This is a genomic window from Halanaerobium congolense, assembly GCF_004366375.1.
GTDB lineage: Bacteria > Bacillota > Halanaerobiia > Halanaerobiales > Halanaerobiaceae > Halanaerobium > Halanaerobium congolense.
The window spans coordinates 1-15377 of sequence record NZ_SOEF01000025.1; the positions used below are offsets into that span (position 1 = coordinate 1).

Genomic DNA, 15377 nt, shown 5'->3' on the forward strand with positions numbered 1-15377 from the left:
GACTTTGATGATACAGTCTGTACTGTTTTTGGTAATCAGGAAGGTTCTGAAAATGGATATAATCCAAGATATAAAGGCAGACCTTCTTTTAAAGAAAAAGTTGGTATCATTTCTAAGACTGATGAACTACTTAACCTGACACTGGAAGAAGGCACTCATCACAGCAACCATGAATTCCTTAGTTTTTTAGAATCCTGTATTGAGACTCTACCTAAAACCTGGTATCTAAAAAGGATCAGAGCAGATCGAGGTTTCTTTGACCAGAAAAACTTCAGATACTGTGAAGATAACGGTATCGAATATGTGATCAAAGCTAAAATGCAAAATGGTGTCAAAAAGATTATTGATTATGTTAATGAGAATCCAGATCAATATCCCTGGGTCAAAATTGATAACACATTTAGTGTTACTGAAATTAGAGTACCACTAAAAAGCTGGGATAGAGAGCGTAGATTTGTTTTAATCAAAAAATCATTACCAAAAAACAACAAAAATGGTCAGCTTCTTTTTGAAGAGTTCACCTATGAATATCAGGCCATAGTTACTAATGTTGACTATCTAACAGCTGAAGAAGTATTCAATGACTACAACCAACGCTGTAATATTGAAAACAAGATTGACGAGCTGAAAGAAGGTTTTGCCTTTGACCAGAACACTCAGATTAATCGCAAATGTAATGAACTGTATTTACTGATTAAAATGATTGCTTTTAACCTTAATAACTGGTTTAAAAGAACTTTCTTACCTGAAAGTATGCACCATCATGAGATAACAACGATCAGAAGAATATTTTACAAAATAGCAGGTAATATCTGCGGCAGTGGCTGGTACAAACACATCCGCTTTGCCCCAAATAAACTGCTGAAAAAAACAATTACACATCTTAGAAAGGCGTTAACAGATTTTAGAAAGAAGGTGGTCCTAAATTAAAACCACCAGTACAGTTTAGACTTATTTTTAAGCTATGAAAACCATAGTTTAGTTAAGTGCGTCTAAAATCTGGAAGCTGGATAATTTATTTAACTGGTTATTTAAATTAAGACTAAATCTTTAATTTTAATAGATTGAAATGATTTTTTAACGGCAAAAATCTAAAAAGAACTACTTTAACTTTTTACTTGCCGAATTCAAGTTTAAATATTTATTATAAAAAATGGGGGACTAAAATAATGAAGTACAGAAAACTAGGTGAGCTTGATTTAGAAGTTTCGGCACTCGGTTTTGGTGCTATGCGTTTACCGGTCATAGATGATAATTCAGCAAATATTGATCAAGAAGAAGCAGTTGAAATGATTCGCTATGGAATTGACAATGGAATTAATTATGTGGACACAGCCTGGCCCTATCATCAGGGAGAAAGTGAGAAGGTTGTAGGTAGAGCATTAAAAGATGGATACCGGGACAAAGTTTATTTAGCGACTAAACTTCCTGTCTGGAAATGTGAAACAGAAGCTGACTTAGATAAATATTTTGAACAGCAGTTAGAAAAACTTCAGGTAGAAAAAATTGATTTTTATCTTCTCCATGCTCTAAATACTGAGCGGTGGCAGATTGTTAAAGATCTTAATATTATTGAATGGGGAGAAAAGAAGAAAAAAGAAGGTAAGATTTCTTATCTAGGTTTTTCTTTTCATGACAATCACGAGGTATTTAATGAGATTTTGGATGCCCATGATTGGGATTTTTGCCAGATTCAGTATAATTATTTAGATACAGAATACCAGGCAGGTCAGGCAGGACTAAAAAAAGCTTATGACCAGAAAACAGCTGTAATAATTATGGAGCCAATTCGAGGTGGCTGGTTGGCACAGGAGCCACCACAGGCTGCAAAAGCATTATTTGAATCCGAAAATAAAGATCGTAGCCCTGTAGAGTGGGCCTTACACTGGGTCTGGAGCCAAAAAGAACCCGGCGTAGTACTTAGCGGCATGAGCAATTTACAGCAGCTTAAAGAAAATCTGCAGACAGCTTCTGAATCTGAGATAGGATTATTGAGTCAATCTGAGTTTGAAATGATGGAAAAAGCAGCAGAAGAAATGAGAGGACCAATCACCTGCACCCGCTGTGAATACTGTCTTCCCTGCCCTGAAGGAGTAAATATACCACGAAACTTTTATTTATATAATAAAGCCAAATTGCTTGATACAGGTGAAGAAATGAAAGAAAAATATTTGAAAATGGATAAAACAGCTAGAGCCAGCAACTGTGTAGAATGCGGACAGTGTGAGCCGCAGTGCCCACAAAACTTGGAAATTATTGAACTTTTAAAAGAAGTAGAAAAATACTTTGAAGATGCTGTTTAATAGGAGATGATTAAATGCTTAATAAAAAGGTTAAATTAATTTACAATCCAGCCGCTGGAGATCAAAGTTTTAATTCTTCTTTAGACATGTTTTTAAAGTATTTTCAGGGAGCTGGTTTTAAAGTAGATATCTTTAGAAGTATGGAGCCAGGCGATTTTGAAGAAGGTTTAAAAAATATTGATGACAAATTTGAAGCTGTTATTGTTGCCGGGGGAGATGGTTCAGCAAGTGAAATATTAAATTTACTGCAAACAAAAGAGATTGATCTCCCTTTAGGCATAATTCCAGCAGGTACTGCTAACGATTTTGCTTCATTTTTGGGGATGACTCAGGATATCGAAAAAAGTATAAAAAGGATTTTAGATTGGAAGATTAGAGAAATAGATGTGGGAAAAGTGAATGATAGATACTTTTTAAATGTTTGTTTAGGTGGTATTATCTCCCAGATAGCCCATGGTACGGAAACAGATATGAAAAACAAGCTTGGTAAAGCGGCCTACTATCTGCAGGGATTAAAAGAGCTACCAAATATTAAATCAATGAAATTAAAAATCGAAAGCACTGACAAAGTAATTGAAGGTGATTTTTTAGGATTTTTCGTTTTTAATAGTAAAGATGCTGGAGGTTTTAAAAACATAGCCAAACTGGCTTCAATTGATGATGGGCTTTTTGATTTATTAGCAGTTAAAACAGGTAATATTATAAAACTCAGTTCAGCTGCAGCGGATTTATTTAATGGTAAAGATATTAAAAATGATAATTTGATTTATTTACAAGATGACTATTTAAAAATAACGATACTCAATGCTGAAAAAGAAATACACTGTAATATTGATGGAGAAAAAGGGCCAGCTTTTCCTTTAGAAATAAAATTAATTCCTTCAGCTCAAAAGGTTTTTACAGTTTAATTAAAGATAAAGGAGCATAAAGATGCTGAATTCAAAAAAAATAATATTTGTTTTAATCTTAATTCTATTATTTTCTACAGCAGTTCAAGCAAAAAAAGAAATAGAATTTTGGACTATTAGTTTAAGACCGCAACATGATGATTATTTTCTAAAAAAGATTGATGAATTTGAAAGTAAAAACCCTGCTTATAAGATAATCTGGGAAGATACAAATTTTTCTTCGATTAATCAAAAACTTCGGTATCGAATTGCAGCAGGAAATGCACCAGAAGTAGTTAATCTTTCACCCCAATTAATGTCTTCACTGCTGCAGGAAGATTTATTATATCCAATTTCTGATTTAGAGCAGGATTACAGTCGAAATTTTTATCCACTGCTCTGGGAAAATGGGTTATATCAGGAAAAATACTATGCTTTCCCCTGGTATGTTAGTTCTAAATTAATGGTCTACAATCAGGAAATATTTAAAATAGCAGGTCTAGATCCAACAAAAGTTATTAATAACCGGGAGCAGTTATTTGCAGCTGCTAAAGAAATAACTAAAAAAACAGGAATCTATGCTTTAATGCCCCAATTAAAAATTCACCATGAGTTTATAGAGGCAGGGATAGATTTATTTGAAGATAATAATAAAAGAGAAAAAGCAGCATTTAACACTAAAGCTGCTGAAGAAATAATCATTAGATACCAAAAATTAGCTGAAGCCGGTGTAATTCCAAAAGATACTCTTAACTCTGGTTTCAATGTCGCCTTAGAACGCTATAAAAAAAATGACCTAGCCATCTTATTTGCTGCACCACAATTTTTAGATGAAATTGAAAACGAGTCAGATTATTTGAGGGAACAAACAGCTTTGGCGGTTATTCCAACAGCTAAAGATGGTATAGTTAATTCCCCGTTAATGAATTTAGTTATTCCAAAAGGAGCGGATCATAAAAAAGAAGCAGCAGAGTTTGCCGCACTGATAACTTCACCGGCATCACAGCGAGAATTTAGTCAGAGAACTTCAATCTTATCTTCTGCTGTAGATGATAGTGCAGAATTAGAAACAGAAAAAGAAGAAATCATCACAAAAATTGAGTCTAAAAAAGCTTTGAAAACTGAAGCTCAAAAGATTTTACGAGAACAGCTGCCAAAAAGTAAAGATCTAACTTTAATCCACCCTAAAGCAGATAAACTAATCAAAGTATTAGATGAGGAGTTTGCTAAGGCATTTGCTAACAAAATTACTGCTGAAGAAGCCTTAACTAATATGGAAAAAGAATGGAATCAGATCTTAAATGAGGAGAATAATAATGAATAGGAAAATAAAATTTATAATTTTAATTGTTGCTGCAGTATTATTTGTTTATTCCCTCAGTTCAGCTGCATATTTTGAACCAAAGGAATATCGAAAGTCATTATTAGAGCTAAGAGATGCAGAACGTGCTTTAAATAATTTGGATAAAAATTTAAAAGAAGCTGAATCTGACTTTAGGATTATAGATAAGCAAACAGTTGAATCCAATTTAAAAGAACTAGATAGTCTATACCAGGAACTTATTCAGGCATATCAGCAGCAAAGAGATCGTCAAGTCCAGGAATTAGAATATATTATAACCAATAAATCCGACGAAATACGAATGAAAATTATAGAATCAAAACCAGTACAGCTTAGAGCCTTCTGGCTGGACAATGGAACTTTTGCCAGATTAAATGGTAGAGCTGGAGTTCAAAAATTATTAGATAGGGCTCAAAAAGCAAATTTTAATGTGATATTTCCTGAAACATTTTATAAGGGAAAAGCAGTTATTCCTGATAATAAATTATTTGAACAAGATTCCCAATTCAGCAGTTGGGAAGAAGATCCTTTAGAAATTTTAATTGAAGAAGCAAAAAAAAGAAAGATAGAAATCCATCCCTGGGTCTGGGTTTTTAATGAGAATACAAGCGGCAGTCCGGGCAAAATTTTGACTGAAAATCCGGAATGGGCTAATCAAGACAAAGAAGGTAATATTGTCAGCTATCATGATTCAACCTGGCTTTCACCTGCCAGAGAGGATGTAAAAGATTTTCTGCAGCAGAGATACCTATATTTAGTTAAAAATTATGATATCCAGGGAATTAATCTAGATTATATTCGTTTTCCAGAAGAATATAGAGGTAGTTTTGGTTATGATAAAAGTACAGTAGAAGGATTTAAAGAAAAATATGGAATGGATCCCTTTCAAATAAAAAGCTCCAGTTCAGATTTTTCTCTCTGGAATAAATATAGAGAAAATTTAGTTACTGAAATGGTAAAAGAAGTTTCTAAAAAGCTAAAAAATGTTGATCCCAAGTTATTGATATCAGCTGATGTGATCCCAGGAAGAGAGGAAGCTCGCTATCGGGCGTTACAGGATTGGTCGCTCTGGCTTGAAAAAGATTTTGTAGATTTTGTAGTTCCAATGACCTATACAGAAAACCTCTTTTCGGAATTAAGACGCTGGATTAAAGAAGATCGAAATGTGCTAACTGATCCACTCTATCCTGGTATCTCAGTTTTTAAATTAACCCCCGATCAATTAATAGATCAGGTAGAAGAAGTCAATAGAATAAATCCAAATGGAGCTTCTTTATTTGCAGCAGCTCATTTAACAGCAAATGATTACCATAGTTTATCTCAGGGAGTTTATTCAGAGGCAGCCCTTTTACCTTATAAAAACAAAGCAGCTTCTTTAAAAAGCATACAAAAATTAATTTTAAAAAGGCTAGAGTTGATTAAAGAAAAAAATAAAATTGATAATTTTTCCATTATCAAAATAAGAGGCTATTTAAATCAAGCAGCTCAAGCTGATTCAGAAATTGATGTTAAATTTGAGCAATTTATCATTGATAATAAGATAGAGCTTTCTGAAAATGTGATGAGAGTTTTAAAAGCAGACTTTGATTATTTAATGGATCAAAAAAGACTTTATTAATGTTCATCATTTCTGGATTGGGGTGATAAAAATGAAAAATTCTTTTACAGTTGGTCATTTATTTGGAATACCTGTAAAAATTCATTTTAGTTTGCTGTTGGTTTTGCCGTTTTTTGCCTGGGCCTTTGGCAGTAATATTATTTATCTAACCGAAAATACGGACATTGCCAGGAGAGAGCTGATTTTAAACCCTTATTTATTAGGCTTTATCATGGCAGTGATGCTTTTTATCAGTATTTTAATTCATGAACTGGCACATTCACTTGTAGCTAGAACTAAAGATGTTAAAACAACAGATATTACTTTAATGCTTTTTGGAGGACTGGCAAATATTGAAGAAATTTCTAAAGATCCTAAAAATGAGGTTAAAATTGCAGCAAGTGGTCCTTTAACTAGTCTTTTTATTGGTTTTCTATGTGTGGCTGCAGCTCGTTTTGCTCCAACATTTATATTTGAAGATCTGCGTTTAATCATTTTATATACAGGTCAGTTAAATATATTCCTTGCTATTTTTAACTTGATACCTGCTTTTCCATCGGATGGTGGTCGGATGTTAAGGGCTGTAATTGCTCAAAAAACATCATTTAGAAGGGCAACTGAAATCGCATCTAGAGTTGGGAAAGCATTTGCCTTGGTTTTTGGTATTTTTGGTTTTATGAGCGGGAACTTTCTCTTAGTTTTTATTGCTTTTTTCATTTATATTGGAGCATCACAGGAACATCAATTCAGTAATATTAAATTTGCTCTCTCTAATTTAAAAGTAAAAGATTTAATGACAACAGATGTAAAAACAGTTCCGGTAAACATGAGTATTCACCGCTTAATCGAAAAAATGCTTGCTGACAAACATTCTGGTTTTCCTGTTTTAAGAGATGAAAAAGTGGTTGGGATAGTGACAATGGAAGATGCAAAAAAGATTCCTCAGGATGAATATCGCAATACTCCAGTTCAAAGTATAATGAATAAAGATTTACACTGTGTTAAAGAAGAAGATGAATTATTTGAGGCATTTAAATTACTTTTTCAAAAAGATATTGGAAGACTTTTAGTTATGAAAGGTGATGAATTAAAAGGCATAATCACTCGTTCAGATGTAATGACAGGCTTACGGGTCAGACAGTTAGAAAATATTAAAGTAGAAGATGATTGAAAATATAAAATAATAGAAATAGAAAAGAGGAATAAAGATGTTTTATATAAAATCATATTTAATTGCAATTGTAGTCTTTTTTTCTGTTGATCTTGTCTGGCTAGGTGCCGTAGCTAAAAATCTCTACAGAGAGCAGCTTGGCTTTTTACTTAAAGATAATTTTAATATGACAGCAGCTGCAGTATTCTATATCTTTTATATAGCTGGCCTGCTCTTTTTTGTAATAAATAGAGCAGTAGAATTATCAAGCTGGCAATATGCCTTAGGTGTTGGTGCTTTCTTTGGCTTCATTACTTACGCTACCTATGATATGACAAATCTAGCAACTATCAAAGATTGGCCTGTGATGATTACTGTGATCGATATTATCTGGGGTAGTGTATTATGTGGACTAACTTCACTGATAACTTATCTTTTAATTAACTATTTTAAGATATGATAAAAAACTAAAAAACAGAAAACCTCGATAAAAATTTAAAATTAATTTAAGAAATTCATAATTCCTTCATATTTCACTCTTATAATGAAGTCAGAAGTTAAGAAAAGCAAATAAAAAATACTTAAGGAGTGAATTAGATATGAAAAAATTATTAACAACTTTATTGGTGATGCTTTTATTAGGAACAGTATTTACAGGTGCAGTTTTTGCTCAGGGGGCACAGTCTAAAATGGGAGCTGCAAATAATCAACCCCGTTACAATCAGGATCAAAGAGATTATGGTGTTGGCTATAACAGAGTTGAACTAAGTGAAGAACAGATCAATCATATTGCTGATTTAAGAGAAGAATTTTATAATGAAACTGCAGATTTAAGAGCTCAACTACAGGATTTAAACCGTGAAATAAGAGATTTAGAATTCCGAGGAGCATCTTATGCAGAAATTGGAGCAGTAGAAGATGAAATAGAAACTGTTTTAGTTGAAATGGATGAAAAAAGAATTGCTCACCAGGAAAATATAGAAGCAGTAATGACAGAAGAACAACTACAGCAAATTGAAGAAAATCGTTTAAATTATGAAGAACGTTTCCAAGGTCGCTATAACAATGAATTTGGTCCAAGATCTCAGATGGATTATGGCAGAAATAGTTTTTCCAACAGAGCTTTTGGCCACCATGGATTTGACGAATATGGCTATGGAATGATGGGAAGATCTTTTAACGATCGTGGAAGAACTGGTAGCTTTAGATCTAATAGAGGATTTGGATATGGAGCCGGTTTCTGCCACTAAATAAATTTAAAAAATAAATAATATTTTAAAAAAGGCCGGATATTTTCCGGCCTTTTAAAGGTTTTAAATGGTTTTTGCAGAAAATTATTATAATAGTAGGAATTATTTTATTAATAATTTTGGGGGGCAGTTAAATGCTAAAAAAACAGATAATAATTTTATTCATTTTAGCAATTTTATTTATCTCACCTTTGAGTGAAGCAGCAGATTTATCATTAACTGATGCTGTTAAATTGGCTGAGAAAAATAATAAAGATTTAAAAATTGCAGAATTTGAGCAGCAAATATCAGAACTGGAATTAATAAAGACAAGAGCTGAAAATAATGCGGCTGAAATAAATTCTGAATCTTTAAAAGCTGAAATTAGATTTTTTAATAATAGTGAAAACTACCGCAGCAAAAAAAGTAATATTATTAAATCTGTTATTAATGATTATTTAAGGCTATTATCGTTGGCTGAAGAAAAGAAAGCAGAAAAATTGAAGCTGGAAGTAGAAGCAAGGCTTTTAGCAGAAATGGAGAAACGCTTTCAGTTAAAAGATATTAATAGAAGAGAATTAACAGAACAGCAGAATGACTACCGAGAAAAGCAGATTATTGTCGAAGACTTAGAAAATAATTATCAGCTGCAGAAACTTAATTTTAAAAATGAATTAGGTCTTCAGAATGAAATTGAATTAGAATCAGTTAAAGAGATTAATTATTGGAATATCAAAGAAACCCAAATTCTAAAATCAGCTTTTGATAACAGTTTTTTGTTAAAAATTGCTGAATCAGAAACTAAACTGGCTGAAATAGAAAATAAAGTTTCCAATATTGATGCAGCTGAAATTGATCAAAAAATAGCTGAAATTTCTATTGAAAAAGCAGAAAAAAATTATGAAAATGAAAAAGAAGAATTGGAAAATCAAATTAAAGCAGAATATCTGACCTTAACTCAGGCAGAGGCTAAAATTGAAGTTCAAAAAGAAAGAAAAGATAGGGCAGAAAATGTATACCAACAGAGTTTAAAAGAATATGATCTGGGAATAATAACTAAAACTGCTGTCTTAGAAACTGAGGCTGCTTTTTTAACTCAAAAATATCAGTATTTAAACTCAATCTTAGATTATTATCAGGCTGCTGAAGAACTGGCCCAAACAGCTGGTCTTGAGGCTGGAGTGATTTTAAATGACTGAAAAAAACTTTAAAACAATGGTTCTGAGTCTATTAATTTTAACATTTTTTCTAACAATTTCTCCTAATGCAGCAGCAGAAAAAGCAGCATTTTTTGAAGCATTAAGCAGAGAAATAGATAATAATTCAAATTCTTATACAAATAGTTTTTCGGAACAGTCAGTTTATGATGGCAGTAGAGCAAATTTGAACTTTAAACGTGAATTTCTTTCAGGAGCTGAGATTTCCCAACGAGCTATTTTAGATGACCAGGGCAGAGAAAATTATAACTTTAGCTTTTCTTATCCCTTATTACCAGGCACTAATAGTGAATTAGAAAATCAATATTTTGAACTTAAAAAAGAAATAATTTTAGCTGAAGCTGAATATTTAAAACTTAAAGATCAAATAATTATTGAACTTAGCTCTGATTATTTAAATCTTTTAAATCAAAAAAAAGAAGTAGAAAACTTGTCTAGAACCAAAAATGATGCTGCTCTGGCTTTAAAAAGAGCGGGAAGAAAATCAGAAATTAATGAAATTACTAAAAGTGAAATGCTGGCTGCAGAAATTTCTTTTTTGGAAGCAGAAAATTCTTATTTAAATTCAAAAAATGAATTTGAAAAACAGAAAGATAGTTTAGAAGTTGATTTAAATTTAACCCAAGAAGAAAGTCTATTGCTGGAAGATAGAAAAAAATTAGAATCAGAGCTAAAAGCTTTTGTTTTTGATTATAACTCGTATCAATTTGAAGAGTTATATGAGTTTTTTATTCAAGAAAACAGTGAACTTTTAGCCAAAAATATAAATATAGAAATTCTAAAAAATGAATTAAATACTAAGGCAAGATCTGATTTTGAACTAAATTTAAGCGGAAATTATGATTATGATGAAGATGAGAGTATATTAGGAGTTTCTTTAAGTTATGATTTATTTGATAGTGGTTCTAAAAAAAATAATATAGAAAAAATTGAAGCCAGATTGAAATTAACTGAGAAAGAAATATCAAATCAAGAAAAAGAGCTGAAAATTGAGCTGCAGTCTATGTTAAATCAACTCTCAAATTTCAATAGACAGCTACAAAAATCAGAGTTGGAACTAAAAAAAGCAGAACTAGATTTAAAAGAAGCAGAAGAAAAGCAGAAAAAAGGTATAATAACAGATAAAGATTATCTGCTTCAGGAAATAGATTTTTATCAAAAATTAACACAGCTTCAAGACAGCAGAGACAGAGTTTTAATTGAAAAACTAAAATTAAGCCAGGCTTTAAATAAAGGAATTTTTAAGTTAGATAAGGGGCGGAGAGACTATGAATAAAAAAACAATAATTGTATTAACACTATTATTAAGCTTAGTTAGTTTTAATTTCAGCAGTACTTTTTTTATTACTGCTGAACCTGCTGCAGTTTATGCTCAGAGTGGCGGTGGAGGTGGTGGCGGACGCGGCCAGGGAGTAGAAGCCGACTCTGATGCTGCTTCAGTAGCTGTTGAAACAGTAGAAAGCTTTAGAGGTGACTTTACAGACGAAATCACAGTCACAGCCAAAGCAGAGGCAAAAAAAGAAGTGAAAATAACTTCGGATATTAGAGATTTCATAACTTCAGTTAACTATCAACTGGGTGATGAAGTTGAGAAAAATGATCTTTTAATTGAACTGGACACCAGTGATTCAGAGCTGGATATTTTGGAGGCTGAAGCTGCCCTAAAGAGTGCGGAAGCAGATTTAGAAGAAGCTTTAAATGGTCCTTTAAAGGCAGAAATTGCACAGCAGGAGGCAAGAGTAAAAGAAGCAGAATCTGAATTAAAATTGCAGCAGGAAAATTATCAAAGACAAAAAGAATTATATGCAGATGAATATATTTCAAAACAGGAATTAGAGCAAGCCGCAAACAAGCTAACTGCTGCAGAGAGCAGCTATATTTCTGCAGAAAAATCTTTAGAACTTTTAAAAGCAGGAGCCAGAAAAGAACAGATAAAAAAATTAGAATCACAGAAATTAAGAGCAGAACTAAACTTAAAAAGGGCAGTTAAAAACCAAAATGACAGGAAAATAAAAACGCCAATTTCTGGTATAGTTTCTTATCTTAACGCTCAAGCAGGTGAGAAAATAACAGCTGATACCACAGCAATCATTACTGATATTAGTCAGATCGAACTAACAGCTTATATTAGTGAATTATATATTAATGATTTAGAAAAAGGAGAAACAATAAAAGCCTATTTTAATTCTATTGATCAGGAATTTGAGGGTGAAATAATTGGTATTTCTCCCAGAACTGCTGAAGCAAGAAATACATTTCCAGTGAAAATGCAAATAGATAATCCAGAAAAAGTAATAAAAGCTGGGATGAATGCCGCTGTTAGTTTAATTACTGCTAGAGCCAATGATGTAGTAATCATATCTCAAGATGCACTTTTAGAAGAAAATGGAGAGAATTATATTTATATTATCAAAGATTCTACTGCAAAAAGAAGATCAGTAAAAGTATTTTTAGAAAATGAAGATCATGCTGTTATTAGTTCAGGCCTCGAAGAAGGAGAAAAAGCTGCAGCAGTTGGAAAAGAAAACTTAAGAGATGGAATTAAAGTTACTACAGCTGCTGGAGGTGAACAGTAATGAAAATTTCAAATCTATCTGTTGACCGACCTGTAGCGATAACTATGATTATTTTAGTAATTGTTCTGATTGGAGGAGTTGCCTTGACAATGCTCCCCTTAGAGCTTACTCCAGATATTGAAATGCCTTTTTTGATGATTACAACCTCCTACAGTGGTGGCAGTCCAGAAGAAGTAGAAGAATTGGTAACCAGACCCATAGAACAGAGTGTAGCTACTTTAGATGGGCTTGATACTTTAAGTACAACAAGCAGGGAAGGATTTTCCTGGGTAATGCTCCGGCTTAATTATGGTACAGATTTAACCGAAGCTAAGAATGATTTACGAGATTTGATGGCAGAAATAGAAAATAGGCTGCCTGATAGTGCTGAAACCCCTAGAATTAGAAACTTTGATCCCAATGCCGAGCCAATCATGGAAATTTCTATTGCTGGGATGGAAGCAGAACAATTAAAAACTATTGCTGAAGATAGTATTCAGCCTGAATTAGAAAAGATTAATGGAGTAGCAGCTGCCGAAATAAGTGGTGGTCGAGAAAGAGAAATAAAAATAAATATTGATCAAAACCTGCTAGAGGCCTATCAAATTAGCCTAGATCAGATTGCTTCTGTTATTAGAGCCTCAAACCAGGATGGTGGACTGGGCAGTGTTATGGTGGGAGAAGAAGAAATTTCAGTTAGAGCCCAGGGAGAATTTGAAATTGTAGATGATATTAGGAATCTTAAAATTAGAACATCTGCTGGAGATGAAATACCACTGACTTTAATTTCAAAAATAGAAGACAGTTATAAAGATGTAAGCAGCATTAGTTATTTAAATGGAAGAGAAAGTGTTGGTCTTTCAATTCAAAAACAGGGTGACAGTAATATTGTATCTGTGGCCAATGAGGTTGAAACTGCTGTAGAAAATTTAAAGCAGAGTTATAGTGATTTAGAAATTGTTATTACCAGTAATAATGCTGAATATATCAAAGATTCCCTAGCAAGTGTACAGCAGAACTTTATTATAGGTGGTATTTTAGCAGTAATAATTTTATACTTATTTTTGCGAAATATCAGCAGTACTATAGTTATTGCTACTGCAATTCCAACTTCTATTTTAGCAACTTTTGCAATAATGTTTTTTACAGATCTAAGCATCAACACAATTACTCTTGGTGGTATTGCTCTTGGAGTTGGAATGATCGTTGATAATTCAATTGTTGTCCTGGAGAATATTTATAGAAAAAGAGCAAAAGGCCTGGATAGGTTTAAAGCAGCTAAAGCAGGTAGTTCTGAGGTGACAACAGCAATTTTTGCTTCTACCTTAACTACTGCTGCAGTATTTATTCCAATTGTTTTTGTTGAAGACATGATGGCAGAACTTTTTACTCCAATGGCTTTAACAGTAAGTTTTTCTTTATTTGCCTCACTTTTAGTCGCTCTAACCTTTATTCCAATGTTATCTTCTAAAGCCTTAAAAATTAGTCATAATGAAAATAATAATGCCTTAAAAGATAAAAAATATCTAAATTTTTATCAGAATATACTCAAAAAAGCACTGAAAAATCGCTATAAAATACTAGTCGGATTAATAGTCTTTTTTATCTTTTTTGGATCAGGAATTTACTTTGGTTTTATTCCAATCACCACCGAATATATGCCAGCTTCAGATCAGGGTTCAATTAGAGTTTATGTTTCGATGCCTGATAATTCGACAATTGAACGCAGTGACCAAATAGCAAAAGAAATTTATAATCAGATTAAAGAGATTAAAGAGATAGAAAATGTAACTGCTAGGGTAAACAATGGTCGGGCTCGTTTTAGTATTGAATTAATTACTCAGGATCAGCGCCAGCAGGATGTTGAAGCGGTTGCAGAAGCAATTAGAAATAAAACTGCTGCCATTGCCGGTCCAAGAATTAATGTAGCTGCCCAGAGCTCAATGCGAGGTGGCAGTGGTAGTTCGATTGAAGTTAAAATAAGTGGATCAGATTTAGAAACACTACTTAACTATGGTGAAAATGCAGAAAGACTACTCAATAAGATTGAGGGTATAAGAAATACTGATCTGTCGCTTGAAAGAGGAAACCCGGAAATTCATGTTAATTTAAACAGGCGAGAAATTCAAAATCAGGGATTTACTGAAAGAGAAATTATAACTTATGCTGAAATGGCATTAGACGGCAGTACTGTCGATCAATTAACAGAGGCTGGAGAAGAAATCGATATAATTATTCAGCTGGCTGAAGCTGACCGCCGCTCTTTAAATAATTTGAGAAACTTAAAAATATTTAAAGCAAATGGAGATTCAGTTTTATTATCTCAATTAGCCGAAATTGGCCCAGGTAGTGGTTTTTCAGCTATTGAGCGCGAAAATCAGCAGCGTTATATTACTGTTAGTGCTGATACTTTTGAACGTGCACTTGGTGAAGTCCAGCAGGATGTTGAAAAAATAATGGCAGCAGAATTGAATCTTCCGACAAACTACCTTTTAAGCTATGGTGGTGAAGCCCAGGAGATGGATGAGTCTTTTTCTCAGTTAATTATAGCAGCGGTAATGGCCATCTTATTAGTTTATATGGTCATGGCAGCTCAGTTTGAGTCATTAATATATCCTTTTGTCATTATGTTTACAGTTCCTCTTTCGGCTGCTGGGGCTGTGATAGCTTTAATTATTACCGGTATGTCATTGAGTACTTATGGTATGATTGGAGCCATAATGCTGGTTGGAATTGTAGTTAATAATGCTATAGTTATGATTGATTACATTAATAATCGCAAAGAGAAAATGAATCGTCGAGAGGCTATTTTAGAAGCAGCACCGATAAGATTAAGACCAATCTTAATGACAACATTAACTACTGTTTTGGCAATGATGCCGCTTGCAGTTGGAATTGGTACAGGTGCTGAAACTCAACAGCCTTTAGCTGTAGTAGTTATTGGCGGATTATTATTTTCTACAATATTAACTCTAATTATTATTCCAGTTGTCTATGATATTGTCGATGAATTTAGAAATAAAGTAGTTAATTATTTAAGAAAAATTGTTCATAATGAGTAAAGTGAAATTAATAGAACAGATCAAAAAGGGACCAG

At 32.8% G+C, this 15377-nt stretch carries 12 protein-coding genes; all 12 read left to right on the plus strand.

The annotated features are described in order from the left end of the window. On the plus strand, nucleotides 1-930 hold a 930-nt coding region (locus C7954_RS09480; RefSeq protein WP_134059763.1), incomplete at its 5' end, for an IS1380 family transposase. Between the two features lie 239 nt (nucleotides 931-1169). Beyond that, on the plus strand, nucleotides 1170-2303 hold the full coding sequence (locus C7954_RS09485; RefSeq protein ID WP_134059766.1) for an aldo/keto reductase: 1134 nt from the start codon (nucleotides 1170-1172) through the stop codon (nucleotides 2301-2303). A gap of 14 nt (nucleotides 2304-2317) precedes the next feature. After that, nucleotides 2318-3211, plus strand: a complete 894-nt coding sequence (locus C7954_RS09490; RefSeq protein ID WP_134059769.1) for a diacylglycerol/lipid kinase family protein — start codon at nucleotides 2318-2320, stop codon at nucleotides 3209-3211. 22 nt (nucleotides 3212-3233) lie between these two features. Beyond that, a complete protein-coding gene (locus C7954_RS09495) occupies nucleotides 3234-4514 on the plus strand; it encodes an ABC transporter substrate-binding protein (protein WP_134059772.1) in 1281 nt (426 codons plus the stop codon). Further along, entirely contained in the window at nucleotides 4507-6150 is a 1644-nt protein-coding gene (locus C7954_RS09500; RefSeq protein WP_089716820.1) for a glycoside hydrolase family 10-like protein, read from the plus strand. The genes C7954_RS09495 and C7954_RS09500 overlap by 8 nt, the downstream gene beginning before the upstream one ends. Before the next feature lie 31 nt (nucleotides 6151-6181). Next, complete coding sequence (locus tag C7954_RS09505; RefSeq protein WP_089716821.1) at nucleotides 6182-7300, plus strand: CBS domain-containing protein; 1119 nt, start codon at nucleotides 6182-6184, stop codon at nucleotides 7298-7300. Between the two features lie 37 nt (nucleotides 7301-7337). Next, nucleotides 7338-7739, plus strand: coding sequence for a DUF2177 family protein (locus C7954_RS09510; RefSeq protein ID WP_089716822.1), 402 nt, complete (start codon nucleotides 7338-7340; stop codon nucleotides 7737-7739). Between the two features lie 139 nt (nucleotides 7740-7878). Then, a complete protein-coding gene (locus tag C7954_RS09515) occupies nucleotides 7879-8529 on the plus strand; it encodes a Spy/CpxP family protein refolding chaperone (RefSeq protein WP_089716823.1) in 651 nt (216 codons plus the stop codon). Between the two features lie 134 nt (nucleotides 8530-8663). Next, a complete protein-coding gene (locus C7954_RS09520; RefSeq protein ID WP_089716824.1) occupies nucleotides 8664-9707 on the plus strand; it encodes a TolC family protein in 1044 nt (347 codons plus the stop codon). After that, complete coding sequence (locus C7954_RS09525; protein ID WP_089716825.1) at nucleotides 9700-11001, plus strand: TolC family protein; 1302 nt, start codon at nucleotides 9700-9702, stop codon at nucleotides 10999-11001. The genes C7954_RS09520 and C7954_RS09525 overlap by 8 nt, the downstream gene beginning before the upstream one ends. Beyond that, nucleotides 10994-12301: an efflux RND transporter periplasmic adaptor subunit gene (locus C7954_RS09530; protein WP_134059775.1), complete on the plus strand. Its 1308-nt coding sequence runs from the start codon at nucleotides 10994-10996 to the stop codon at nucleotides 12299-12301. Before C7954_RS09525 ends, C7954_RS09530 begins: the two co-directional genes overlap by 8 nt. Further along, entirely contained in the window at nucleotides 12301-15342 is a 3042-nt protein-coding gene (locus C7954_RS09535; RefSeq protein ID WP_134059778.1) for an efflux RND transporter permease subunit, read from the plus strand. The genes C7954_RS09530 and C7954_RS09535 overlap by 1 nt, the downstream gene beginning before the upstream one ends. The last annotated feature ends 35 nt before the right edge of the window (nucleotides 15343-15377 follow it).

Coding starts and splice junctions, on each gene's coding strand:
- C7954_RS09485 (WP_134059766.1), top strand. CDS start 1,170: ATGAAGTACAGAAAACTAGGTGAGCTTGATTTAGAAGTTTCGGCACTC.
- C7954_RS09490 (WP_134059769.1), top strand. CDS start 2,318: ATGCTTAATAAAAAGGTTAAATTAATTTACAATCCAGCCGCTGGAGAT.
- C7954_RS09495 (WP_134059772.1), top strand. CDS start 3,234: ATGCTGAATTCAAAAAAAATAATATTTGTTTTAATCTTAATTCTATTA.
- C7954_RS09500 (WP_089716820.1), top strand. CDS start 4,507: ATGAATAGGAAAATAAAATTTATAATTTTAATTGTTGCTGCAGTATTA.
- C7954_RS09505 (WP_089716821.1), top strand. CDS start 6,182: ATGAAAAATTCTTTTACAGTTGGTCATTTATTTGGAATACCTGTAAAA.
- C7954_RS09510 (WP_089716822.1), top strand. CDS start 7,338: ATGTTTTATATAAAATCATATTTAATTGCAATTGTAGTCTTTTTTTCT.
- C7954_RS09515 (WP_089716823.1), top strand. CDS start 7,879: ATGAAAAAATTATTAACAACTTTATTGGTGATGCTTTTATTAGGAACA.
- C7954_RS09520 (WP_089716824.1), top strand. CDS start 8,664: ATGCTAAAAAAACAGATAATAATTTTATTCATTTTAGCAATTTTATTT.
- C7954_RS09525 (WP_089716825.1), top strand. CDS start 9,700: ATGACTGAAAAAAACTTTAAAACAATGGTTCTGAGTCTATTAATTTTA.
- C7954_RS09530 (WP_134059775.1), top strand. CDS start 10,994: ATGAATAAAAAAACAATAATTGTATTAACACTATTATTAAGCTTAGTT.
- C7954_RS09535 (WP_134059778.1), top strand. CDS start 12,301: ATGAAAATTTCAAATCTATCTGTTGACCGACCTGTAGCGATAACTATG.